Annotated in this window: 25 protein-coding genes; 14 read left to right on the top strand and 11 right to left on the bottom strand. The window is 44.9% G+C overall.

Annotated features, from left to right (window positions below):
- Positions 1 to 42: 42 nt before the first annotated feature.
- The 4 genes from accC to CWE15_RS10260 form a co-directional block, all read right to left on the bottom strand.
- A complete protein-coding gene (accC, locus tag CWE15_RS10275) occupies positions 43 to 1,386 on the bottom strand; it encodes an acetyl-CoA carboxylase biotin carboxylase subunit (RefSeq protein WP_126758003.1) in 1,344 nt (447 codons plus the stop codon).
- A 22-nt stretch (positions 1,387 to 1,408) separates the two neighbouring features.
- The gene (gene accB / locus CWE15_RS10270) at positions 1,409 to 1,888 is read right to left on the bottom strand and encodes an acetyl-CoA carboxylase biotin carboxyl carrier protein (RefSeq protein ID WP_126758002.1); all 480 of its coding nucleotides are present in this window, start codon (positions 1,886 to 1,888) and stop codon (positions 1,409 to 1,411) included.
- Between the two features lie 60 nt (positions 1,889 to 1,948).
- Positions 1,949 to 2,389, bottom strand: coding sequence for a type II 3-dehydroquinate dehydratase (aroQ, locus tag CWE15_RS10265; protein ID WP_126758001.1), 441 nt, complete (start codon positions 2,387 to 2,389; stop codon positions 1,949 to 1,951).
- 129 nt (positions 2,390 to 2,518) lie between these two features.
- On the bottom strand, positions 2,519 to 3,124 hold the full coding sequence (locus CWE15_RS10260; protein ID WP_157980752.1) for a protein-disulfide reductase DsbD domain-containing protein: 606 nt from the start codon (positions 3,122 to 3,124) through the stop codon (positions 2,519 to 2,521).
- A gap of 73 nt (positions 3,125 to 3,197) precedes the next feature.
- On the opposite strand from CWE15_RS10260, the gene CWE15_RS10255 reads away from it, so the two are divergent.
- The 5 genes from CWE15_RS10255 (at position 3,198) to CWE15_RS10235 (ending at position 7,270) form a co-directional block, all read left to right on the top strand.
- Positions 3,198 to 3,686 (top strand): FxsA family protein, encoded by a 489-nt coding sequence (locus tag CWE15_RS10255; RefSeq protein WP_157980751.1) that lies wholly within the window; start codon positions 3,198 to 3,200, stop codon positions 3,684 to 3,686.
- 117 nt (positions 3,687 to 3,803) lie between these two features.
- Entirely contained in the window at positions 3,804 to 4,094 is a 291-nt protein-coding gene (locus CWE15_RS10250; protein ID WP_126757998.1) for a co-chaperone GroES, read from the top strand.
- Positions 4,095 to 4,157: 63 nt separating this feature from the next.
- Complete coding sequence (groL, locus tag CWE15_RS10245; RefSeq protein WP_126757997.1) at positions 4,158 to 5,798, top strand: chaperonin GroEL; 1,641 nt, start codon at positions 4,158 to 4,160, stop codon at positions 5,796 to 5,798.
- A gap of 193 nt (positions 5,799 to 5,991) precedes the next feature.
- The gene (locus CWE15_RS10240) at positions 5,992 to 6,855 is read left to right on the top strand and encodes a hypothetical protein (RefSeq protein WP_126757996.1); all 864 of its coding nucleotides are present in this window, start codon (positions 5,992 to 5,994) and stop codon (positions 6,853 to 6,855) included.
- A complete protein-coding gene (locus tag CWE15_RS10235; protein WP_126757995.1) occupies positions 6,845 to 7,270 on the top strand; it encodes a hypothetical protein in 426 nt (141 codons plus the stop codon). Before CWE15_RS10240 ends, CWE15_RS10235 begins: the two co-directional genes overlap by 11 nt.
- A gap of 88 nt (positions 7,271 to 7,358) precedes the next feature.
- Here the strand turns inward: CWE15_RS10235 and CWE15_RS10230 are convergent, their stop codons facing one another.
- Entirely contained in the window at positions 7,359 to 8,660 is a 1,302-nt protein-coding gene (locus CWE15_RS10230) for a hypothetical protein (RefSeq protein ID WP_126757994.1), read from the bottom strand.
- 576 nt (positions 8,661 to 9,236) lie between these two features.
- Here CWE15_RS10230 and CWE15_RS10225 point away from each other — a divergent pair.
- Both CWE15_RS10225 and CWE15_RS10220 read left to right on the top strand, forming a co-directional pair.
- A complete protein-coding gene (locus tag CWE15_RS10225; protein ID WP_126757993.1) occupies positions 9,237 to 9,431 on the top strand; it encodes a hypothetical protein in 195 nt (64 codons plus the stop codon).
- Between the two features lie 53 nt (positions 9,432 to 9,484).
- Positions 9,485 to 10,072, top strand: coding sequence for a hypothetical protein (locus tag CWE15_RS10220; RefSeq protein ID WP_126757992.1), 588 nt, complete (start codon positions 9,485 to 9,487; stop codon positions 10,070 to 10,072).
- 431 nt (positions 10,073 to 10,503) lie between these two features.
- Here the strand turns inward: CWE15_RS10220 and CWE15_RS10215 are convergent, their stop codons facing one another.
- Positions 10,504 to 11,058 carry a recombinase family protein gene (locus tag CWE15_RS10215; protein WP_126757991.1) on the bottom strand — a complete coding sequence of 185 codons (555 nt, stop codon included), beginning with the start codon at positions 11,056 to 11,058 and terminating at the stop codon, positions 10,504 to 10,506.
- A 1,105-nt stretch (positions 11,059 to 12,163) separates the two neighbouring features.
- Here CWE15_RS10215 and CWE15_RS10210 point away from each other — a divergent pair.
- Entirely contained in the window at positions 12,164 to 13,033 is an 870-nt protein-coding gene (locus CWE15_RS10210) for a Cfr10I/Bse634I family restriction endonuclease (RefSeq protein WP_126757990.1), read from the top strand.
- Here the strand turns inward: CWE15_RS10210 and CWE15_RS10205 are convergent.
- Both CWE15_RS10205 and CWE15_RS10200 read right to left on the bottom strand, forming a co-directional pair.
- Positions 12,966 to 14,135, bottom strand: coding sequence for a DNA cytosine methyltransferase (locus CWE15_RS10205; RefSeq protein WP_126757989.1), 1,170 nt, complete (start codon positions 14,133 to 14,135; stop codon positions 12,966 to 12,968). The genes CWE15_RS10210 and CWE15_RS10205 overlap by 68 nt on opposite strands.
- Positions 14,136 to 14,473: 338 nt before the next feature.
- Positions 14,474 to 15,781, bottom strand: a complete 1,308-nt coding sequence (locus CWE15_RS10200; protein ID WP_126757988.1) for a DUF6538 domain-containing protein — start codon at positions 15,779 to 15,781, stop codon at positions 14,474 to 14,476.
- 277 nt (positions 15,782 to 16,058) lie between these two features.
- Here CWE15_RS10200 and CWE15_RS10195 point away from each other — a divergent pair, with 277 nt between their 5' ends.
- The 3 genes from CWE15_RS10195 to CWE15_RS10185 all read left to right on the top strand — a co-directional run bounded on the left by CWE15_RS10195 (position 16,059) and on the right by CWE15_RS10185 (position 17,484).
- On the top strand, positions 16,059 to 16,574 hold the full coding sequence (locus CWE15_RS10195; protein WP_126757987.1) for a DUF3016 domain-containing protein: 516 nt from the start codon (positions 16,059 to 16,061) through the stop codon (positions 16,572 to 16,574).
- Positions 16,575 to 16,665: 91 nt separating this feature from the next.
- Positions 16,666 to 16,848 carry a hypothetical protein gene (locus CWE15_RS10190; protein WP_126757986.1) on the top strand — a complete coding sequence of 61 codons (183 nt, stop codon included), beginning with the start codon at positions 16,666 to 16,668 and terminating at the stop codon, positions 16,846 to 16,848.
- A gap of 108 nt (positions 16,849 to 16,956) precedes the next feature.
- Positions 16,957 to 17,484, top strand: a complete 528-nt coding sequence (locus CWE15_RS10185; RefSeq protein WP_126757985.1) for a DUF3016 domain-containing protein — start codon at positions 16,957 to 16,959, stop codon at positions 17,482 to 17,484.
- Positions 17,485 to 17,494: 10 nt separating this feature from the next.
- Here the strand turns inward: CWE15_RS10185 and epmB are convergent, their stop codons facing one another.
- The gene (epmB, locus tag CWE15_RS10180; RefSeq protein ID WP_126757984.1) at positions 17,495 to 18,514 is read right to left on the bottom strand and encodes an EF-P beta-lysylation protein EpmB; all 1,020 of its coding nucleotides are present in this window, start codon (positions 18,512 to 18,514) and stop codon (positions 17,495 to 17,497) included.
- Between the two features lie 107 nt (positions 18,515 to 18,621).
- On the opposite strand from epmB, the gene efp reads away from it, so the two are divergent.
- The 3 genes from efp (at position 18,622) to CWE15_RS10165 (ending at position 20,671) form a co-directional block, all read left to right on the top strand.
- Positions 18,622 to 19,191: an elongation factor P gene (gene efp, locus CWE15_RS10175; RefSeq protein WP_126757983.1), complete on the top strand. Its 570-nt coding sequence runs from the start codon at positions 18,622 to 18,624 to the stop codon at positions 19,189 to 19,191.
- A 5-nt stretch (positions 19,192 to 19,196) separates the two neighbouring features.
- Positions 19,197 to 20,168 (top strand): EF-P lysine aminoacylase EpmA, encoded by a 972-nt coding sequence (gene epmA / locus CWE15_RS10170; RefSeq protein ID WP_126757982.1) that lies wholly within the window; start codon positions 19,197 to 19,199, stop codon positions 20,166 to 20,168.
- A 65-nt stretch (positions 20,169 to 20,233) separates the two neighbouring features.
- Entirely contained in the window at positions 20,234 to 20,671 is a 438-nt protein-coding gene (locus tag CWE15_RS10165) for a MerC domain-containing protein (RefSeq protein WP_126757981.1), read from the top strand.
- A gap of 10 nt (positions 20,672 to 20,681) precedes the next feature.
- Here the strand turns inward: CWE15_RS10165 and trmA are convergent, their stop codons facing one another.
- Complete coding sequence (gene trmA, locus CWE15_RS10160) at positions 20,682 to 21,782, bottom strand: tRNA (uridine(54)-C5)-methyltransferase TrmA (protein ID WP_126757980.1); 1,101 nt, start codon at positions 21,780 to 21,782, stop codon at positions 20,682 to 20,684.
- A 151-nt stretch (positions 21,783 to 21,933) separates the two neighbouring features.
- The gene (locus tag CWE15_RS10155; RefSeq protein ID WP_126757979.1) at positions 21,934 to 22,431 is read right to left on the bottom strand and encodes an RNA recognition motif domain-containing protein; all 498 of its coding nucleotides are present in this window, start codon (positions 22,429 to 22,431) and stop codon (positions 21,934 to 21,936) included.
- Positions 22,432 to 22,887 lie beyond the last annotated feature (456 nt).

The following is a 22,887-nucleotide window of genomic DNA, read 5'->3' as shown; positions in this document are numbered from 1 at the left end:
TCAAAAGTGCAAGACACTTACTTTTAATAGCAATAAAAGTGCTTAGTTAATGCCTAGCTTCTTTTCTAAGTAGTGGATGTTCGTACCACCCTGTTGGAAGCCTTCGTCGGCCATAATGTCTTGATGCAACGCAACGTTCGACTTTATCCCTTCCAAAATAAGCTCTGACAAAGCAATTTGCATACGACGAATGGCTACTTCGCGTGTTTCACCATGGGTAATAAGCTTGCCTATCATGGAGTCGTAATTTGGTGGTACGCGATAACCAGTATATATATGTGAGTCCCAACGTACACCCATACCGCCTGGGGAATGGAAACGCGTAATGGTTCCCGGCGAAGGGATAAAGGTTTGTGGGTCTTCTGCGTTAATACGGCATTCAATGGAATGACCACGCACTTGCACATCTTCCTGAGCAATGGACAAAGGCATACCCGCCGCTATACGCAGCTGTTCCTTCACCAAGTCGAAGCCCGTCACCATTTCGGTAATTGTGTGCTCTACCTGAATACGGGTGTTCATTTCAATGAAGTAAAACTCACCATTTTCATATAAGAACTCAAAGGTTCCTGCACCGCGATAGCCAATTTCTAAACAGGCTTGAGCACAGCGCTCACCAATGCTTTGACGAACCTCGGGGCTAATGCCTGGAGCAGGTGCTTCTTCCACCACTTTTTGGTGGCGGCGCTGCATAGAACAGTCGCGCTCACCAAGGTGAATTGCATTGCCTTGACCGTCGGCTAGTACTTGTATTTCAACGTGGCGAGGGTTTTCGAGGAACTTCTCCATGTAAACAACCGGGTTACCAAACGCAGCACGCGCTTCGGTTTGGGTCGCTACAATGGACTTAAGAAGCTCGTCTTCATTGCGAACAACGCGCATACCTCGGCCACCGCCACCACCGGCCGCTTTTACAATAACCGGGTAGCCAATACGACGTGCAATCGCTAAATTTTCTTGATCATTGTCACCTAAGGGGCCATCAGAGCCAGGCACACAAGGAACGCCTGCTTTTTTCATGGTCTCAATAGCAGCGACCTTGTCACCCATGGTGCGAATAACTTCTGGGGTTGGGCCTATAAAAATAAACCCAGAATTTTCCACTTGCTCTGCAAAGTCAGCATTTTCAGCAAGAAACCCATAGCCTGGGTGAATGGCTGTTGCGTCGGTTACTTCTGCGGCACTAATAATGCGTGGAATATTCAAATAACTTTCAGTTGCTGAAGGCGGGCCGACGCAAATCGACTCGTCTGCCAGCAATACGTGTTTTAAACTTTTGTCGGCCGTGGAGTGAACGGCAACGGTTTTAATGCCAAGCTCTTTACAAGCACGAAGGATGCGTAATGCAACTTCACCCCGGTTGGCAATGACTACTTTATCTAGCATGATCTTCGCCTTATTGGGTCGTTTATTCAATGATAAATAGCGGTTGGTCAAACTCAACCGGCGCTTCATTTTCGACCAGAATCTTTTTCACCACACCGCCTACTTCGGCTTCAATGTGGTTCATCATTTTCATTGCCTCAACAATGCACAGGGTGTCACCGACATTCACGCGCTGACCAACCGTAACAAAGGCTTTGCTGCCTGGCGCTGGCGACTCATAAAAAGTACCCACCATAGGTGACTTCACAACGTTACCTGATACTTCTTCAGTAGCTGGAGCCGCTTCTTGTTGTGGAGCTTGCTGAGCAGTAGGTGCGGCAGGGGCTGGGGCTGCAGCAGGCGCAGGCATTTGCTGAGGCACCGGGTATTGAGCCATAGCAGGCATAGTGTTGGAAGCTGTACGGCAAATACGAACCGCCTCTTCACCTTCCGTTATTTCAAGCTCGGCAATGCCAGACTCTTGCACCAATTCAATCAGCTTTTTGATTTTACGAATATCCATAACCTGTTAACTCACTTTTGTCGGTAAATTTTACTTCTCGTAGTGAAAAGATAGTTTTATTTAGAATTGTTTGAGTGCGGCTGTCAGAGCAAGTTCATATCCTTGCGCTCCAAACCCGCTGATAACGCCCACGGCACAATCAGAAAAGAACGAATGACGACGAAAGTCTTCTCGTGCGTGCACGTTCGAAATATGTACTTCTATAAATGGAAGAGCGACTCCTAACAAGGCGTCACGCAGTGCCACACTGGTGTGGGTAAAGGCTGCCGGATTAATAATAATCCCGTTATACTGACCTGCTGCTTGATGGACATGCTCTATGAGCTCGTGCTCGGCATTGGACTGAAAAAAGTCTAATTCACAGCGGGCAGCCTGAGCTTGTCGCTTTAAGGTAGACTCAATGTCAGCCAGTGTTGTTGCGCCATACACGTCTGGTTCGCGCAAGCCTAATAAGTTAAGGTTTGGCCCGTTTAAAACTAAAATGCGCTTTGTTTCTGTCATAGAACCGCCATATTACCTTAATGCAGTGTCGGCTTCGTTAGCTCATTCTGACATTATAAGAGTGAATTGATAAAATCACAGCAAAATACTGGTCGTATCAGCGAATATCGCTGCATAAATGCACTTTTATCACTTTTTTCTGCGACGTAAAAGCACCGCTAAAAGGGCAAGCCCTGCCAGAATAAAAAGGCCCCACAGAAACACACTTGTGGTTTGTGACTTTGACGCCTGCAAGGGCTCAGGCGCTGGCGAAGAAGCTAAGGCTGCGGTGTCATCGCTTGTGCCTGCTGTCCGCCGTAGGAAAATTTGTTGTGTCGTTGGTGGGTAGCAAAAGCCCTCGTCGGCACATCCTTGAAGGTGCACGTTTAAAATTTCATTACGGCGTGCCGCGTTCAAGTCCACCACAAGCTCCACATGGTCGCGATAAATAACCGTATCGCCAAAAAACTCGTCGCTATGTAACTCTCCTTCTGGCAGCGGGTGAACTCGATGAACTTTCTCTTCAGGGCTGAAGTCGAAGCGATGCTGATACAAATAAAACCCATCGCGAATGCTGAAGCGAACGCGCAGCTCCGCGTCAACTTGATTGTAGTCTATTACAAACACTTGTTCGGAAGGTGGGTACTTATTGCCTTGTATAGCGTCGCCAAAAGGGCTTTGCAGAGCAGCCAAAGAGGAGCTGCTAAAAACACCCAAGAACAGCGTAAAAACCATTGAACGTAAAAAAACTTGCATAACCCATACTCCAGCACTTGAAACGGCCTCTATCATGCCCCATATCTTAATGAGAAACCAAAGAAGGCTCACTATGTTTTTACTTATATTATTTATAATCGTACCGATTATCGAGATTAGTCTACTAATAGAAGTGGGCGATGCAATTGGTGGTTTTAATACGATTCTGCTGATTATTTTAACGGCCTTTGTGGGGGCCGCCTTAGTACGCCGCCAGGGTATTCGAAACTTACAAGCAGCGCAGTTAAAGCTTGCTCAGGGCCAACCACCGGGCAAAGAAGTGTTGTCGGGCATTATGTTGTTTTTTGCCGGTGTGCTTTTTGTTACCCCAGGGTTCTTTACAGACGCCGTCGCTGTGTTGCTGTTGTTTCCGCCTGTACAAATGGCGGTGGGTCTTTGGGTGGTGAAGAAGCTACAAATGCGCAGTGTTCATACACAGACTCATTTTCGCCAAAGCTTCGGGCAGCGTGAAAGAGACCACTCCAATGTCTTTGACGCGGAATACGAAGAAAAAACCGACATCGATGGTCATATTTCCGACGATCGAGAGAAGAAAGACTAAATTTTTTAGGGGTGGCCTTGCAATTTAACAAGGTGACCCCATTTTCTAACCACAACCTTAAACAAGGATCAGAATGGGTCTGATCTATTTTCCAACATTAACTATGGGAGTATCACAATGAAACTTCGTCCTTTACATGATCGCGTGATCGTTAAGCGCTCAGAAGCTGAAAGCAAATCGCCGGGCGGTATTGTGTTAACTGGTTCTGCTGCAGAAAAGTCAACCCGTGGTGAAGTCATTGCTGTGGGTAATGGCAGAATTTTAGACAACGGTGAAGTGAAAGCTCTGGACGTAAAAGTAGGCGACACGGTTCTATTTAGTGAAGGCTACGGCGTGAAGACAGAAAAAGTGGACGGCGAAGAAGTGCTTATTATGAGCGAGTCGGACATTTTGGCAATCGTTGAGTAATTCAGCCGATTTTTGAGTTTTATTCTGATTTATCGACCTAATTTGTAAGTTAAGGAAATAATCATGGCAGCTAAAGAAGTTAAGTTTGGAAATACAGCGCGTCAGAAAATGCTAAAAGGTGTGAACACCCTAGCTGATGCAGTAAAAGTAACCTTAGGTCCAAAGGGCCGTAACGTTGTTCTAGACAAGTCATTTGGCGCACCTGTTATTACTAAAGACGGTGTGAGCGTAGCGAAAGAAATTGAACTTGAAGACAAGTTCGAAAACATGGGCGCACAAATGGTGAAGCAAGTTGCTTCAAAAGCAAACGACGAAGCTGGTGACGGTACCACAACAGCAACAGTACTAGCACAGTCAATTGTTACCGAAGGCTTAAAAGCCGTAGCTGCGGGCATGAGCCCAATGGAACTGAAGCGTGGTATCGACAAAGCAGTCACTGCAGCCGTTGCTGAACTAAAGAACGTATCTCAGCCGTGCTCAGACAGCAAAGCCATTGCGCAAGTAGGTACCATCTCTGCAAACTCTGACAGCACCATTGGTGAAATCATTGCCAAAGCAATGGACAAAGTAGGTAAAGAAGGTGTTATTACCGTTGAAGAAGGTCAAGCACTTGAAGACGAGCTAGAAGTTGTTGAAGGTATGCAGTTCGACCGTGGCTACCTGTCACCTTACTTCATGACCAACCAAGAAGCAGGCACTGTTGAACTAGACAACCCGCATATTCTTCTGGTTGACAAGAAAATCAGCAACATTCGCGAATTACTACCTGTGCTAGAAGGTGTAGCTAAGTCTGGTAAGCCGCTTATGCTTATTGCTGAAGACGTTGAAGGTGAAGCCCTGGCAACACTTGTTGTTAACAACATGCGTGGCATTGTGAAAGTAGCTGCTGTGAAGGCGCCAGGTTTTGGTGACCGTCGTAAAGCCATGCTACAAGACATTGCAGTGCTAACAGGTGCTACCGTAATTTCTGAAGAAATTGGCATGGAGCTAGAAAAAGCACAGCTAGAAGACCTAGGTAGTGCGAAGCGTGTTGTTATCAGCAAAGACAACACCACAATTGTTGACGGTTCAGGCGACCAAGAAATGATTGAAGGCCGCGTAACACAAATTCGTCAGCAAATTGAAGAAACCAGCTCAGACTACGACCGTGAGAAGCTACAAGAGCGTTTAGCTAAGCTTGCAGGCGGTGTTGCAGTTATTAAAGTAGGTGCAGCAACTGAAGTTGAAATGAAAGAGAAAAAAGCACGTGTTGAAGACGCACTTCACGCAACACGCGCAGCTGTTGAAGAAGGTGTTGTTCCAGGTGGTGGTGTTGCACTTGTTCGTGCCGCTAGCAACCTAGCAGACCTTCGTGGCGACAACGAAGACCAAAACGTAGGTATTAAAGTAGCACTACGTGCAATGGAAGCACCTTTACGTCAAATCGCAGACAACGCAGGTGCAGAGTCGTCTGTAGTAACCAACAAAGTGAAAGAAGGTACAGGTAACTTTGGTTACAACGCAGGTAACGACACCTACGGTGACATGCTTGAAATGGGTATTCTAGACCCAACAAAAGTAACCCGTTCAGCGCTGCAGTTCGCTTCTTCGGTTGCAGGTCTGATGATCACCACCGAAGCGATGATTGCAGAACTACCGCAAGACGATGCTCCAGCAATGCCAGGTGGCGACATGGGCATGGGTGGTATGGGCGGCATGATGTAATATCGAAGCCGTCATCGTATCCCTTATAAAACAAAGGGTTACGCAATCGTGTTGACAGTTTTGTTGACATTGATGTTGACAGTGAAAGGGGAGGTGTTTCGGCATCTCCCTTTTTTGTTTTTTGTAACTTTTAGTTGAAGTTTTGCTAAGGTGGTAATAACTCTAGCTTATTGACCTTATAGGGAGGCGGCGCATGGCTCAGGGAATCGACATCAAATACAACTTTAGCTCTGGGCATCAAAGTCCAGCGGAAGTATTCGAGGTTATGGCTGGTTACATTAGAGTTTATACAAAGCTAGGAAATGTATTAAGCGCAGCACTTGGAGAAAGCGAAGAATTAATTTATGAATTGGAAAAGGTCAAGGTTGGCTCGCTCATCGGGCAAATCGCCGCAAAGGCTAAGGGTGCGCAAAGCTATGTGGTTGATGCAGTCAGAAAATCCTCTGATAGGACATTTGCAAATCTTGTAGAGAATATCTCCAACAGGGAGCAGGTGGAAAAACTAGTCGAAGAAGCAGAAAAAGAGTTAAACGATGCTGCGGTTGGTTTCGTGGATGGTCATTATCCAGTAATTTCTCGAGAGGCGTTCGCTGAGGTATTGGCCGAACTCTCAAGTGTTAATGAAAGAGTAGTTGAGTCTGAGTCGGTTGAGTTTATTAATCGGGATGCATCAGATAAAACGCTTCGCCTAAATACTGACTGGCGATTTAACGCAAACGTAAAGGAGATGTTCCTTGCCGAAGGTCATTTTGTAAGGCAGAAAATGTATCTAACCGTCAAAATCGCAGTCAATGAAGGCGATTCCGTATGGACATTTAGAGACAACAAAACCAAATCGGTCTTTAAGGCTAAAGTTGTTCACGAGGAGTGGTTGAAAAAGTACCAGAATTCTGAGTTTTCGGGGATTGGAGCGAAAGATGTAATGGTCGCTTTAGTTGAGATGGAATATTGTGATGGCGGAGATGGGATATTTTCAGATATTAAAAACGCCAAAATAGTACATGTATATGAGATTGTGCGACATAAACTGAATCAGGGCGGATTCGATGAATTCTAAAATCAATATCGGGTTTGAGTGGGGCTTAAAAACGGGGTACGTCTTCGTTCTTTTGCCACTGACTTTGCTCGTCTTGGTAAAGACTTTTGTGAATGAAAGTCTATCTCAGCTTATCCTAGCGCCAGATTGGTCGTTAGCATCTACACTAGTACTTGGACAACTCGCGGCTCGAATGTCAAATACCACCTCGAAAGCGCAAGTGAAAGTAAATCATGATTACGCCGAATACCATGTTGCAAAGAGAATTTTTGGCGTTGTTATATCAAGTTCAATCTATCTGATTATGTTAATAAAGCCGAGCTATTGGCTTGGGGGATTACAGCTTTTTGTTTTTGTATATGCATCAATTGTTTATTTTTCGGACAGTAGAGCAATTAAAATGCTTGACGCAAGACGCAAACAGGTCGATAGCTAAAAGTTCAAGATAAGAATAAATCTTGGTTCGGCGCATCCGGTGCACAGGCTCAGAAACCAGCGCACCAGATGAGAATTATCGATGGGGTTTACATGGTAATCACGGGCGGATACCCAAATCTTTTCTCATACTCGCTATGAATTATCTCAGTCAATGTATCAGCCTTGCCCGCACCAGCTAGAAAGCTATCGTGAATGGGTATCACTGGAATCCCCTGTTCAGCGGCTTTTAGCTGTATCCCTCTCGCTAACTCACTATCTAGGTATTGCAGTTGCTTCCAACTCGACGAATACAAGAACTGAGCGATTGGCTTGTGGGCTTGCCTAAAGCTCTCTATGGCTTGCTTTGCTTCATCTGAGGTAAACCCTAAACTCTGACGAATAGCGCCAGCAGCGGACTTCTCAGAGTCAGCATTAAGCGCAATCAGAGCCACTTTCTTAGCGGTCTCTCGGTCATATCCGTCAATGTCATAACCATCAGCTGGCGCTGGTTTCCCCAGATAGTTGTAGAGCATACGAACATGCATACTCTTGATGTCTTGCTCAGTCGTTGGCTCACCATTGATGATGATAGTGGAGCGTTCAGCCTTGCTTAGACACTGAGCATTCCCGTAGTACCGACCACCGATACTGAATGAACCCTTGAATGAGCGTTTGAAGCGGACATTACGAGAGCCTAGCGTCACATATTGGTCACTTAGAAACGCTTTACCAGTGTCGCTATGAATGCGTTCAGCAGGACGATAAGACCACGTTACTGACTCTCTCAGTTCATTCAATAGCTCTAGCTCTGAGCGCATTAAGCGTGACTCATCGTTGTCTTGGTAGTCGATGAGTTCACCCTTGTCACTTTTAAGCACAATCGGCTCAATGCTATCGTGAAATGGTATCACCTCAGAGCTGGCGCTAAGCTCACTGAGAAGCTCTCTAGCGCTATCTGTTGGCAACCAAAGGGAGAGCAGTCCTTTCGTATGGTTCTCGCCCTTAAACCCTCGGTAAAGATCTAAGAAGCCTCTATTGGCCAGATCTCTCAGTACCGATGCAAAGAGTACACGGCTAAAATCGTTGTCTTTGTACCGCTTAATCTCTCGCTTGTACTTGTTCAGCGTAGAGCAGAGAAATCCAGTAGGCTCTTGGTATCTGTCGGTTTCACTCAGCGCATTAGCGATGTTCAATAAGGCTGACTGAAAGGCCTGCTTTGTACCACGCTTAGCTCTGTTGCTAATGCTTGGATACCACTCACTAAACAGGTCATCTATTGCACTACCTGACAACCCTGAGCTGGTGTCTAGAGATACATCTCGCACTGAACCAGAGAAATCATAGTGTTCACATAGTGTCTTTGACCATTCGTAGTTACGTTTTGAACGTGTAATTGACTGATGAATCATGGAGCCCTCCATAAGAGGACGCTAGGTAGGCTCAAGGTTTTCTAAACCATACCCTAATGACTTAAGGTCGTCTCTAAGATAGCTAAGTCACCCCCAGCGTCTGCTTGGTTAATGAATAAATGATAAAGGACAATACGATGAAATCAGTGAGGTCTAGTGCTTGGTCAATGCTTGGCTAGTAGATGGTTGATGGTTACTGAGACAAGGCTCGTCATCTGTTTATAGACCAGTTGAAATCACTTAGTTTGATGGTTAATTAATCAATCTAAGACAAGGTAACTGGTAACTAACAGACAACCGTTAGCTCACTCGTACTGTGATTGTTATTGAGTAATTATCTACCAAGCCAATGACCAGAGAATCACTAGCCACCGACAACGTATCGACAAAACCACCACAACTACGGCGGCTTTATCATAGGGGTGGGATTTGCTGGAAAGCGCTAAAACAGGGGCTTAGCCTCCCCATAGGGGTGGGAAAGTTGTATGAGCATTCCACTCAAATTTGGTGGTTGGTTTAAAAGTTTGAATCAGGTTAGATTTTCGCCTAAAATTACGAATGCGCGGGAGGGGGAATATGAGAAATAGAATTAGGCCATACCGTAGTTTAACTGACTCGGAAAAGCGAAAGTTAATCGAGAAGGCACTTGAAAAAGTTGTTATCTCCGAATTAGCTGATAAGAAATCTGTTGCGGCTCATAAGAAAAAAAGTCGTAAACAGCTAAATAGCCGTTGGGGTGATTTGTTTTTATCGGCCTATAACAAAGCGTAACCTTCCCGTTGTCAGCTCAATAAAATAATGGAATATAAATACGAGACTCGATTATGGTCGATAATAAAAATAAAAATTGGGTCTTCGAGTGCTTGGTAAAAGGAGACAATGACCCCGTAGGTTTTATCGCTTATTCGTTTTACAAAAAAGCTAAGCACGAAATTGCAGTCAAGCTTAGAGAAGAGGGTGCCTCTGAGGAAGAAATACGCACTCGTGTTCAAGCCCACCATGATAATGCGGTGAAAAGCCAAGAGATATTAAACACCTATGTGGAGTCCGCGACACGATTCTTAGTAGGTATAACGGATAAAATCGAGCGTGAAATAAGCGACAAGTTTAATCGGAAACATGAGCAACAAGAAAGAGAGTGGCTTGAGCGAAAGCAGAAATTGGAGTCTGCCGCCAAAAAAGCGCTCGATGCCGAGGCCAAAAAGCTTGTGGCGGCAGCCCGAACTTATAAAAATCCCAAATTCAGAGAAAAAGCTTTGAATTGGTTTTTGAGCGGATTATCCAGCCTTGCTGCGAGTCTGTTTGTGGCAGTAGTTGTTGGCGGGCTTATGTGGTGGGTAACCCCCGAGCAAACAAAAAAGGAAGCGATTGAAGCCTTGGCGACGTCTATTGTAGCTCCATTATCGGAGTAGACATCTAATTCTTTTAAGACCAATGGCTTTAATGCTCGTGCAAATATTAAATCAACCATGTTGACTCAGAAATTTTAAACCAAAAATATCAGATGCTGTTCTCTGACTTCATTGAACCTATAATAGTGCTACACCCAGCATCTCATCAAAGTTTAGTCATTTGTTGAGCGGTAATGAGCCGGAATTTTAACTTTCTTGCCGTTAATAATCCGCACATGCTCAGCGACGTAAACTTTCTTTTTACCATCTTTGGTTTTTGCCATCGACAGTTCCTCGCTAATTCTCGGTAAAAGCCGAGCGCTCGGAGATTACCCAAATGTAACCCCCTTGCTCGTTAGGGTCGCATTATGGATAAATGCTGGATGTAGCATATATAAAGAAGTTTATAGAGCGGCACTTGTCAAATTCAGTTCGCATACCAGCCTAATTAACTAGCCCTCAGCCTGCTCTTCAAGTATCCGATAGACCGTCGCTCGACCTATGCCTAACTTCTTGGCTATCTGCATTTTCTTAATGCCTTGCTGGTGAAGCTCAAGCACCTTGTCTCTATCGACCGACTTCTTACGCCCTTTGTAAACGCCACGCTGTTTAGCTTTCTCTATGCCCTCTCGCTGGCGCTCTAAGATAATCGCTCGCTCAAACTCAGCGACAGATCCCATGACTGACAGAATGAGCTTCTGCATGGGATTACTCTCAGCACCACCAAACGTCATGTTCTCTTTCTTGAATTGAACCTGAACACCCTTGTCATCAAAGAACCTGATTAAATCGAGTAAGTCCTCTAGGTTACGAGCCATTCGGTCAATGCTATGCACATGAACGATGTCACCCTCTCGGACATGCGCCTTTAGCTGTTCTAGTTGTGGACGCTCGGTAGTAGAGCCTGAGCATTTATCAGTGAACACTCGGTCTAATTGGATACCGTCAAGCTGGCGGTCGGTCTTTTGGTCAACTGTTGATACTCGGATGTAACCAATGTTTTGCATGTCTGTATAACCTCAACTGTCTCATTTAAGTCTAGACTGCTAAAGTTATACCGCCTCAAAATATAAAAATCAACTCTATTGATACACTTTTTGTGTCTCATACGAGTGTATCGCTACTCTATACCTATTTGTGTCAATCCGGCTTATGTTGTTGTATTGTTTACTGGATAAGCCACAGCATACAAAATGTTCGGATAATGCTTTCTGCAAGCCTATTCAATAGTTGAGGAAAATATGAAGGGAAATAAATTGTGCTGGTATTAAAAAAAATCTTGAAGCATCCTCTTTTCATCTTATTCGTGTCATTTTTCCTCACTTCATACAGTGTAGGGGTAAGGGAGGTGGTTTCATGGTTGAGATATGCTTTTACATTCGAGCTGCCAATATGGGCTATCGTGGTTATTGCCTTAATTACCATATTAGTCTTTTTCATTAGAGACAAGCTACGCACTGTAAATTCAAAGGTTGAGTATCCGTCATACACCACCTACTTTGAAGACTCGATATACGGTTTAACTTGGAAATGGAAATGGACTACAAGTTACAGACATGACCTTGAATACTGTGTAAGCATCAATGACCTATTTGCATATTGCCCGTCGTGCCAAATGAAGCTAGATGATTTAAACGGATATTATCCTGATGCGGAAGCAAATTACGTGTGCGATAACGATTCATGCAATTGGACATGGCCTCAAAACTTGAAGCCGACCAAAAGAACTAGCTACACGCATAGAGTCCTTTCCGATACTGAGATTAAAGACAAGGTTATTAAACAGATAGAGCGGAACGCCAGAACTGGTGAGTGGAGAACTCAATAGACCAACGCTTAGTGCCAATTACGCTAGAACTTAGCCCCCTACCAAGGGGGGGGATGGCCTTTTACTGATTGTAAAATACCCTCTCAGATTTTTGTGGCAAAATAGTCCGAGTACGTCTTAAAACAAGGCTGTTAATATCGACGATACAAGTGACGTTCAAAATATTTCTGAATAGTTGTTTTTCATAAGTTAGATTGTGGTGATAAGAAAGACGTACATTTTAAATGCCCTTCTACTTGATATATGGACTGACAATCTTAAGGATTGAAAAAAGAGAACTCTGAATGAACATAGATTTATCGAAACGACAGGCGGCCATCGGGCAAAAAACAGATGGCGGTCTTGAGCTAAAGAAGGCCGAAACCTTTGTAAACTTTTTCTCCGATGTCTATCACGCACCAGATCTCAAAATAATGGATGCGTTTACTCAAATTGATTCGGTAGCAATGAATGCTGGATTAGAGCGAGGCGCTCTCAACAATGCTCGAGGCGACTGGTATGAATGGATTATTGGCGCAAACGCATGGAACTACCGGATAAAGAAGCAATCTCCTCTTCTAATTCTGAACTTACCGAACAAAAAAAGATTCGATGTTTCTAAGCTATATCAGGATAAGTTCTCAGACCAAATAGCAGATCTTAGACAAAAAGTATCAGAATCATCTGATGTTGAATTAATCACTTCTAACCCAGATTTTGTGATTATAGATACAAGTAATATCGAGCTTCCACATAGGTTTCACATCCCATTTGGACGCCTTACCGTTGATGACCTAGACCTACTCGATACGGCGTATCAGGATTTTATTGGGCAGTGTTCATTTGACGATATACGGGGCTATTTTTCAGTCAAGACGACTTTCAGACCCGATAGGCGACTTCAAATTCCGCATGAAGGCTCATTAATGAAAGCCATTCATGTTCACCTTCAAACCCGTAGCTGGATAATTGACCCTAAAGCACTCAAGTACTACGCTGCGGCAACAAAGGTAAATAATTCTGATAGAGAGGCTCTAAAAACAGTTGCGACCCACTCAATTACTAACGTATCGAGTAAGCCGCAAGCAGCGGTAGATGATGTTTTTGTTATTGACTCTGTTGAGCAGCTTCACGATGCTCTTGAGGTAATTCTTGAGATAAATAACGACCGATAAAAACGGACACCATTTGAGCAATGCCTTCACTCAACAGATAAGGCACGCCATTACCAATGGTTTTGAACATATTACTCAGTGACATATCAGCGGGAAGCTCAAACTCTTTCGGTAGAGACTGAATCGCTAGAGCTTCTGCCGCTGAGATTCGTCGGCTCTTATATGGGTGTATGTGTACCTCATTGTTTCCATATGCCGCTGTTGGTGAATAACGCCAACGGTGTAGCCTTTTAAACGACTTTTTACCGACATCACCTTCGTCAATGGTTTGAAAACGACTTAACGCTGCTCTCGGCACAAAATGATGACACGAGTTCGGATGTTTGGAGACATTATTTTTATTGAACCAATACTCGACTGTTAATTGCTCTAAACCCTGGACACTCTTGGGTAAAGGGAGCTTACTGTCTTCTCTGTATGCACTTGTGGTCGGCCAAGCTTCACTACCTAATATGCGGTCTCGGTCATACTTAACGTATGACTCCCAACCGAGAGCATCGAGTAATGGTTTGCTTAACTTTGATGACAGCGATGCTTTTTTGACTCCGAATAGAATGATGCGGTCTCGGTCTTGGGGAACGCCGTACTCGATAGAGTTAGTGAGCCGATCCGCAAGCTCATATCCAGCTTCAACTAGATTAGCCTTCATCTGCTCATAAAACTCACGATGTCGTTTTGTCCTCCATAGACCTTTAACGTTTTCAAAGATGAAAAAATCAGGAGCGTACTTGATGATGCCATCGACATAGGTACGAGTTAAACGACCATTCTCGCCCTCGTGCCCACGGTTTTTACCTCCGACCGAAAAGTCAGGACAAGGTGGCCCTCCAATAAATCCGACAGGCGAGCCACTCTCTTTAGCCTTACTCACTTTTTGAGATAACAAAGCTCGACCTTCACCATAAACCAAATGGTCTATGTCAGAGCTGTCCACCCCAAACTTAGGAGTCGAAATGCCTAGCCTGCTTCTGCTATATTGATAAGCTTTGAGAAATGGAACATGGTACTCGTTAACGAACTGGACATCGAAGCCGTTTAATTCGAAACCAAGGTCAAGAAAACCTGAGCCGGAAAAGAAAGAGAATAGGATTGGTTTGTTCATGGTTGTCTCGTTGTTCGTTAACTATACCACCACATATTACGCACTCAGTGCGCAATGTCAAGGCGGGTAGATGAATTTTTGTGAGCAAATTAAAAGCTATAAAGCTAAGCTTAATGTAAGCCAGAGAGAGCTATGTGAGCTGCTGTACGGTGTTCCCCATCGAACTTTACAGAGCTGGCTCATGGGAGAAAAAACTCCCCCTGACTATGTTTGCACTTTAGTCGTTCGACGACTTGAGTCAATCTTAAAAGAGAGAGAAAAGTAAAATTCCGAAATCGATTACGATGTTACCATCGAAAGTCGCAGTTACCGACATTAACTTGGCTATTTTTATCTTGTTAGATGCGGATGTGCATTTTCCAACGCTCCCTAATGTATAGGGCTATCTTATCGTAATTTTGCTTTAATACGGGAGCTTCATGTCCTTTCGAGTAGTACCCAAAAGTTAACGTTTTGGCATTCGAGTGCCCGACTATTTGAGCAGCTATATCTTCTCTCACGCCAGCACGCTGAGCTGCGGTGGCAAAGTGAACCCGTAAGCTATACATTACTTTTCGCTCGTCACTAGAAATTACCTTAGATTTCAATCTTGAAAATATGCGACCAACTTCTTTAGCATCCAAATCAAAGAGCGGGGCATCTGCCACACGCAGGTTGCAGTGACTTTCGATGTCATTAATCAATTCTTCGGTGAGCGGAATAAACCTTGATGCTGCGAGCGTTTTCCCCTGTTTAATAACTAGCACCTTTACTCCCTCATGCTCCCTAAACGCATCTACGGACAGGTTACAGATTTCCGCAGGGCGAGCGCCTGTAAACGCTAGAATTTTGATAATGAGCTTAAAGTCTCGGGATTGCTGGTTGACCAAATCGATAATTTGCTCAAGCTCGGCATCACTAAACAATTGTGTTTTGTTGTCCTCACGAGTGTCCGCGACAATTATGTCTTGATTATCGAACGGGTTTTCATGCCCGACATGACCTAAGTTAGCTGATTGCTGCCATACAACCTTGAGACGGTTGAGTAAGCCTTGAATAGTTGCTCGCTTATAGCTTGAGGTTTCTAGGAAACGCACAAATTTATGTGCAGTCACTCGGTCTATTGATTTTAGTGGAAGCGAATGAACATCTTCTCGCATAAACTCCGCAAACTTTTCCGCTGCTTTGTCATAGCGATGTAATGACTCATCTGTAATGCTACCTTGCTTGCGCTGCTTAGTGAGTGAAACGGCCTCACCTAAGCTCAAGCTATACTTCTCTTTCGTTTCTTTTGAGCCTTCTAGAATACTAAGAGCATCTGCTTCTACTTCATGCCCCATTGCTCTCAGATCTGCTGATGATAGTGGAAAATCGATAAACACTGAGCCGGAATCCACTGACTTCATTTGGTAAAGTCTAAAGTCACCTAGCGCCTGCTCTAGCTTGGCTCTACGAAGTGCAGTCTTGTGGTATAACAGGCGAGATATTTCCGCATCTTTTTCATCTCTGAGTATTCGTGCTAGTTGGAGGTCGCTAGTTTTCAGGGATATGTCTTCACGCTTTTTGCCAAGAACATCATGTAATTCTTTAGGGATTCTTCGAGAGTACCAATAGACGTTGCCACGCTTGTTCAGGTTGCGGTCAATAATCGATTTTTTCTTGCTCATGACTACTTAATGTTGACAGTTTTGTTGACAGGAATGTTTGCATTAAGTGTATGAAAAAGAATAAATAACTGCAATATCATGCGGTTATGATTTGTTATGGGCGGCATGATGTAAGCCTTGCTTCATCATATAAGCTAAGCCTAGTTTATAAAATGAAAGGGAGATGCTGCGGCATCTCCCTTTTTTTTGACAAACTTTTACAAAGTAAAAAGCATTCTGACGGTAAATCGGCGAAGGTGTATGTATGCTTTCAATGTAGGCTCACAGAAGGCGAGGAATGATGATGAAAATGTATGGAATGTTAGTACTGTTAAGTTTCGTTTCGGTTACTGCGTGGGCTGGAACTGCCGAGGTCTCCTGGCATGAACCCGAAAAATATCGCGATGTTCGTGCGGGTGAAGAAATACAAAGCCGATTTGAAAAGCGTATTTTCGAAGAGTTCGAAATGTACTTCGACTATATCACAGACCGTTTACCAGAAGGTTATACCTTAAAGCTGAAGGTAACGGACTTAGATTTAGCGGGTGAAGTTATTTTCAATACGGACTTAGGCAGAATGCAGATGTTACGGGTGGTGAAAAGTAATGACTTCCCACGTATTGAGTTCAGCTATCAGTTATTGAACGAGAAAGGTGTGCAGGTGGAAGCTGGCGAGGAACGTTTGCGTGGTCGGGAGTTACCAGGGCAAGGCCGTATCGCCCGCCAGGCCCGCCCGCAGCATGACCTGCTGGACTATGAAAAAGCGATGATTGAGCGTTGGTTCCGCTTCCGTTTTGAAAATTACGTTAAGTAATTGGCGACACTGCCGTTACAAGGTATGCGGTAAACACAAATCGGTGATTACCGCATGCTCCCAAACGTAGATGTTGTAGAAAGGAGAACCAATGGAAATTACACCAACGGGCTCACAAAGCTTGGAGTTGGTTTCATTGCAGCTTGCAAAGAACCAACAGAAGTCAGAAGGCGCAGCAACCTTACAGTTGCTTGAGTCGGCTGCACAGAGCGGGCCTAAATCGAGCTCCACACCCGGAGCTTCTATTGGAACGAATATCAATACAACGGCTTAATTTACTTAGGTCAGTTCGTGTTGGTAAGCGCCTTGCTTAGTAACGTGCTACGAAAGACTTACTAAGCAAAGGTGCTAACTCCACACAAAACCTAGTAAGGGGGCAACAATGAAACGCTATATACTACTTTTATGCGCACTTTTTTGGGCTCACGCGGGGCTCGCTGCCGAGCCTGTCACGGTCGAATGGAAAAACCCGAGCGAGTATACTGATGCAAAGGTAAACCATTTAGACCCGGATAATGCGTCGTTAAATATTCGCTTGGAGCGTTTGGCGCGACACCTGAATAAGCTAGCGACAATGCACTTCAAGCAGGGTGAGCAGCTCCATATTGTAGTGACAGACTATGATATGGCGGGAGTGCAGCAAGCGGACGCAGGTCCTGGAAATCGTTCTGCCTTTACGCGCTCTCAATTTCCCAATGACTTTCCCAGCATGACCTTAAGTTACACGCTGAAAGATAAAGAGGGTACAGTGTTAGCTGAAGCTGCAGATGTGGAAATAACCGGCCGCGCCATTCGTACGGAAGGTATTTCAAACTTCCCTAAGGTAAGCAAGCGTGACGAAGAAACCATAGGTTCAGAAATAAAAATGCTCAACCGCTGGTTTAAAGAAACCTTTCTTGACGCAGGTTAAACGCAGTACGTTAGGTTTCATGGAATAAAGCGAGCGGAGTTTTGCTTCGCTCGCCACCTACCTCTCGCACCCACTTCGGTACTAAAAAGCCCGGCAATTCTTCCAATAACCCCTGCATGATGAAGCGAGCTTCTTCTTCTGGCACTTCAAAGTGTGCTGCGCCTGCTACACGGTCAAGTTGGTGAATGTAGTAGGGGAGAACGCCAGCACTGAATAGATGTTCACTTAATGTGGTTAAGCTTGCCACCGAGTCATTGACGTCGCGTAATAGTACGCTTTGGTTAAACAGCCAAATACCTTGGGCTCGATATAGACTTAACCGTTCCTTCAACGTTGTACTTATTTCTTGATGATGGTTGATGTGCAAGACAATGGCCGCGTCTAAACGAGAGTCGCTTAATAAAGTAGCTAGCTGTTGGGTCAGACGCTGAGGTATTACGACGGGCAGTCGCGTGTGAATTCGAATGCGGCTGAGGTGTGGGTGGGCTTCCATGCGCTGAATAACTTCAGCTAAATGCTGATCGCGCGCCATAAGCGGGTCGCCACCACTCAAAATAACCTCATTAATTTCGGTATGCTGTGCTAGGTATGCGTCTATCTCGTCCAGTTCACGGCGCGACACATGGTGCTCGTGGTACGGGAAGTGGCGGCGAAAACAATAGCGGCAATTCACTGCGCAGCCACCACGTAATACAATAAGTACACGGCTTTTATACTTATGCAGTAATCCTGTTGGGCCCGAAAGCGACTGTTCTTCTAGCGGGTCTTGGGTAAAGCCTGCTGCGGGCTCAAACTCGTTTTGTAGGGGCAATACTTGTAAAAGTAAAGGGTCTTTGGGGTTACCTGGCTCCATGAGGGCCACGAAAGGACGGGGGACGCGCATTGGAAACAGCTGGCGCGCTTGACTGTGTAGCTCAATCCAGTTGCTGTCTAAATTCAATGCCTTACCCAAGGCTTCAGGGGAGGTAAAGCTTTGGCTAAGTTCTCGTTGCCAGTCTTCATAAAACGTAAATTGAACCTGATTCGACACTCTATTTTATACCCTCTAAACGTGAGCCTGTTATTTTACCTGAAATTTGTGCCATTTTGGTTTATTATCAGTGCGACTTTTTGCCGGTTTGGACTGAAGAGGGAATCATGGCAACGTATAGTACGAATGAATTTAAAGGTGGTTTGAAAATTATGCTTGACGGTGAGCCATGCTCTATCGTTGAGAACGAAATGGTTAAGCCGGGCAAAGGCCAAGCTTTTAACCGTGTGAAGGTACGTAAGTTAATCAGTGGTCGTGTCATTGAGAAAACCTTCAAGTCAGGTGACAGTGTTGAAGCTGCAGACGTGGTTGAGATTGAGCTAGATTACCTCTACAACGACGGTGAATTCTGGCACTTCATGAACAATGAAACCTTTGAGCAAGTTGCAGCAGACGAAGTAGCTGTGGGTGAAAATGTTAAGTGGTTAGTAGAACAAGGCGCCTGTACCCTGGTGCTTTGGAATGGTAAGCCTATTAGTGTAACACCTCCAAATTTTGTTGAACTTGAAATTGTCGATACCGACCCAGGCTTAAAAGGTGACACGGCAGGAACAGGTGGTAAGCCTGCAACCTTGTCTACTGGTGCTGTAGTGCGCGTTCCTTTATTTGTGCAAACAGGTGAAGTGGTGCGTGTCGACACCCGTAGCGGTGAGTACGTTTCACGCGCGCAAAAATAGTATCTATGCATACTCTTGATTGGCGACCTACAGCGTCGCGTCAGGCGATCAAAGCCCGGGCTGATATACAACGTCAGATCCGGGCGTTTTTTAATGAGCAAGACGTGCTCGAAGTTGAAACGCCTTTATTATGCCGTACCGGTGTGACAGATCTGCATTTAGTGAATGCAGTGACGTATCTGCAAGGGCAAGGCTTGCCTGACCGCACTCCCTATTACTTACAAACGTCTCCTGAATATCCAATGAAGCGGCTGTTAGCAGCGGGCATAGGAGACTGCTTTCAAATAAGCAAAGTTGTGCGCGACGAAGAACTGAGCCTCCGGCATAACTTTGAATTTAGTATGCTGGAGTGGTATCGGCTTGGCTTTGACGACCAGGCACTGATGTCTGAAGTTGAAGAGCTATTTAAGTTATTACTTGGCACTATGCCGGTGCGCCGTATCAGCTACCAGCAAGCGTTCATTGAGGCTTTAGCCGTTGACCCTTTGGTTGCTTCTCGCCAAGAAATAGCCGAAGCCATACGCGCGAAGGGCATTGACTGCGATGTTGTTGCAGAAGACAAGGACGGCTTGTTGAATTTAGCCATGAGCCTTATTGTGGAGCCGCATTTTCCGCAAGACACCTTGACCTTTGTCTATCATTTTCCATCGAGCCAAGCGGTATTAGCGCGAAAAAACGAAAATGACCCTCGCGTAGCACACAGATTTGAAGCATTTTACCAAGGCTTAGAGCTTGCCAATGGCTTTTGGGAGTTAACGGATGCCATGGAGCAGCGGCAGCGGTTTATAGAAGATAACCAAAAACGTCGGCAGGCAGGGCTTGAGGAAGTGCCAGTTGATGAGCGCTTACTCGCCGCGTTAGCACATGGTTTACCAGATTGTTCAGGTGTTGCTGTAGGTGTTGACCGCTTGCTCATGATTAAGCTAGGTGTGAAAAATATAAAAGAAGTTGTGACTTTTCCAAGTTTACTTGCATAAAAATATTTATCTCCGCCGAGTCGGTATGTTATACTATAACAACTCAACTTGGAGGCACCTCAGCCATGCAACACAAATCATTCGATAAAGCCGGTATTACCATCGCCATACTCTGCGCCTTGCATTGTTTAATGCTGCCCGTGGTATTGCCAACGATGGCACTGATGGGCTTGTCATTTTTCGGTATGCTGTGGGTCGAACTTGTGGTGCTTGCAATTAGCTTCACTGTAGGTGGTATTGCAGTGGTATTGGGTATGCGCCATCACTCCAGCTTTGCACCGTTAGTCGCTCTTATTGCGGCGGGCGTTTTGTTCTTCTTCAAACATGAAATGTCGGCCCCGTGGGAACAGCTGGCCATTATTGTGGGTGCCTTACTTCTGATCACTGCGCATACATTAAACTTATACCTATGCCGTAAGCACAATAAAGTGCCGTGCGAGCAAGTTGAAGAAGAAAGTGTCGCTGTAGAAGCTCACGAGACAACCGAAGCAGTTGTCTCGTAGTCACCGGCCGTTAGCGCTTGGTTAAGTAAACCCCGGCTTCCGTGTGGTGGGTGAAGGGAAACTGATCGAACAACGCACGGTGCACAATGCGGTGGGTTTTGCATAGCTGTTTTAAGTTCTCAATTAAAGTGTCAGGGTTACAGGAGATATACAATATATTGTCGTAAGCCTGCACCATACCTAAGGTCGCGTCATCTAACCCTGCTCTTGGTGGATCAACCAGCACGGTTTTAAAGTCATAGTCTTCTAGCTTTAGTTCATCCACGCGACGTGACGCAAACTCCCCCTTCATAGCCGCTGAAACTTCTTCAGCTGACATCCGAGCAATGAGCACATTATCAATACTGTTTAACGCAATATTTGTTTGCGCACTCATAACGGAGGTTCGCGATATTTCAGTACCTAGCACCCGTTGAAAGCTCTGTGCCAGAGGCAAGCTGAAGTTACCGTTACCACAGTATAATTCGAGTAAATCACCACAACTTCCTTGGGTAACAGAGAGCGCCCACTCCAGCATTTTTTCATTCACCTGGGCATTTGGTTGAGTGAAACTATTTTCAATTTGCTCAAACTGAAAGGCTTTGCCGTTTACTTGTAACGTTTCGATAACACGGTCATTGTGCACAAGGAGTTTTTGCTTGCGCGCACGGCCAATAAGTTCTATTTGCCCAAAGCTTTGCAGGTGGGCACGCATTTCTTCTGCAGCGTTTATCCATTGGTCGTCTAGTTGGCGATGATATAAAAGAGAAATAGCCGCTTGGCCCGTCTGTGTAGCGAGATAGTCTATTTGGAAAAGCCGGTGGCGTAACTCAGGTTTGCTTTTTACATAGTTCAAAACCTCAGGCATGAGAGTATTAATGAGCTCGCAAGCCACAGGGAAAGTTTCTACGCGGTATTTATTACGGGTTCCTGGCTCGAACATAATGTAGAACAGGTCGTCCCCTTCATGCCAAACCCGAAACTCTGCACGCATACGGTAGTGTGTCGGGGCCGAAGTGAAAACCTGTAATTCAGGTAACGACTGCTCATGAGCAAAAAGAGAAAATTGTTGATTTAACCGTAACTCTTTTTCCGAGAGTTGCTGCTGATAGTCTGCTTGAGTACGCGGCATAGTGTGTAACCTTGCTTGCACAGGAGAAATGAGCAGTGGATATTACAGCGTTCAGGTTTAAAAGTCACAAGCGAACGACGTGGAAATGCGGTTTGCAAATAAAAAAGCCCGAGCAAGTTTGCTCGGGCTGTTTGGGTGAAGCAGTGAAATACTATGACTCGGTATCAGAGTGCGCGGTGCGTACTTTTATAGTACGGCCTTCGAACTCGCTATCATTTAAGGCTGCTAATGCTGCGTCGACAGCATGAGCGTCCATTTCAACGAAGCCATATCCTTTCTTTCGGCCAGTCCGTCTGTCTTTTACTAAGCGAACGGCATTGACTGCACCATATTGAGAGAAAAGGGCACTGACGGATTCTTCGTCGGTTTTGAATGGCAGATTGCCAACATAGAGTGTGCGTAATTCACCTGAAGCGGAAGTGCTTGCTTGTGTTGTGGAAGACGTTGCTTTGGGTTTTGCACTTGAGCCATTACTACTAAGCGCCGATGAAATGTAAGGGGTTAATAAACCGCCGAGGAAAGTGCTTAATGCCACAGCTGTAAGAACAGCGTTTTCCCAAGAGCCAAGAATAAACCCAGTAATAACAGTCGCGGCTGCGGCTAAAAGAGCAGCTATAATAATATGAAGAGCGCTACTTGCTTGTTGCATGAACGATTCCTTTGATTAAAGAAGATAAAGAGTAAGTGTACAAAATTACACCTCTATCCTAGCCCGTAACTGGCTGTTGAGCAAAATATTATGGATAAAAGCGTATTTTTTTAAAAAAGGGCTTGACCCTTTTAAAAAAGTAGCTAGAATGCGCACCACTTCGAGAGAAGAGGTCACCAAAAGAGAGTTGAGAGCAAGGTTTCAAAAAACTTTCAAATAAAGGTAGACAAACAAAAATAGGTGTGTAGAATGCGCACCTCGCTTCGGACAGAAGCAACGCTCTTTAACAATTTATCAAGCCAAGTAATCTGTGTGGGCACTTGCAGACGAAAGCATCAACATAAAGACCAACTTCGGTTGGCAATAGTTGAACTTTTGAATGGAAGAGCCTTACAAATAAGTAAGAACCAGATATTCATGAGTGAAACAGTCCTAACGGACACTTGCATCAAAATC

It is taken from the genome of Aliidiomarina taiwanensis, from assembly GCF_003987015.1.
Classification (GTDB): Bacteria; Pseudomonadota; Gammaproteobacteria; order Enterobacterales; family Alteromonadaceae; genus Aliidiomarina; species Aliidiomarina taiwanensis.
The sequence above is the reverse complement of the archived record's forward strand: the minus strand, read 5'-3'. Positions and strand labels throughout refer to the sequence as shown.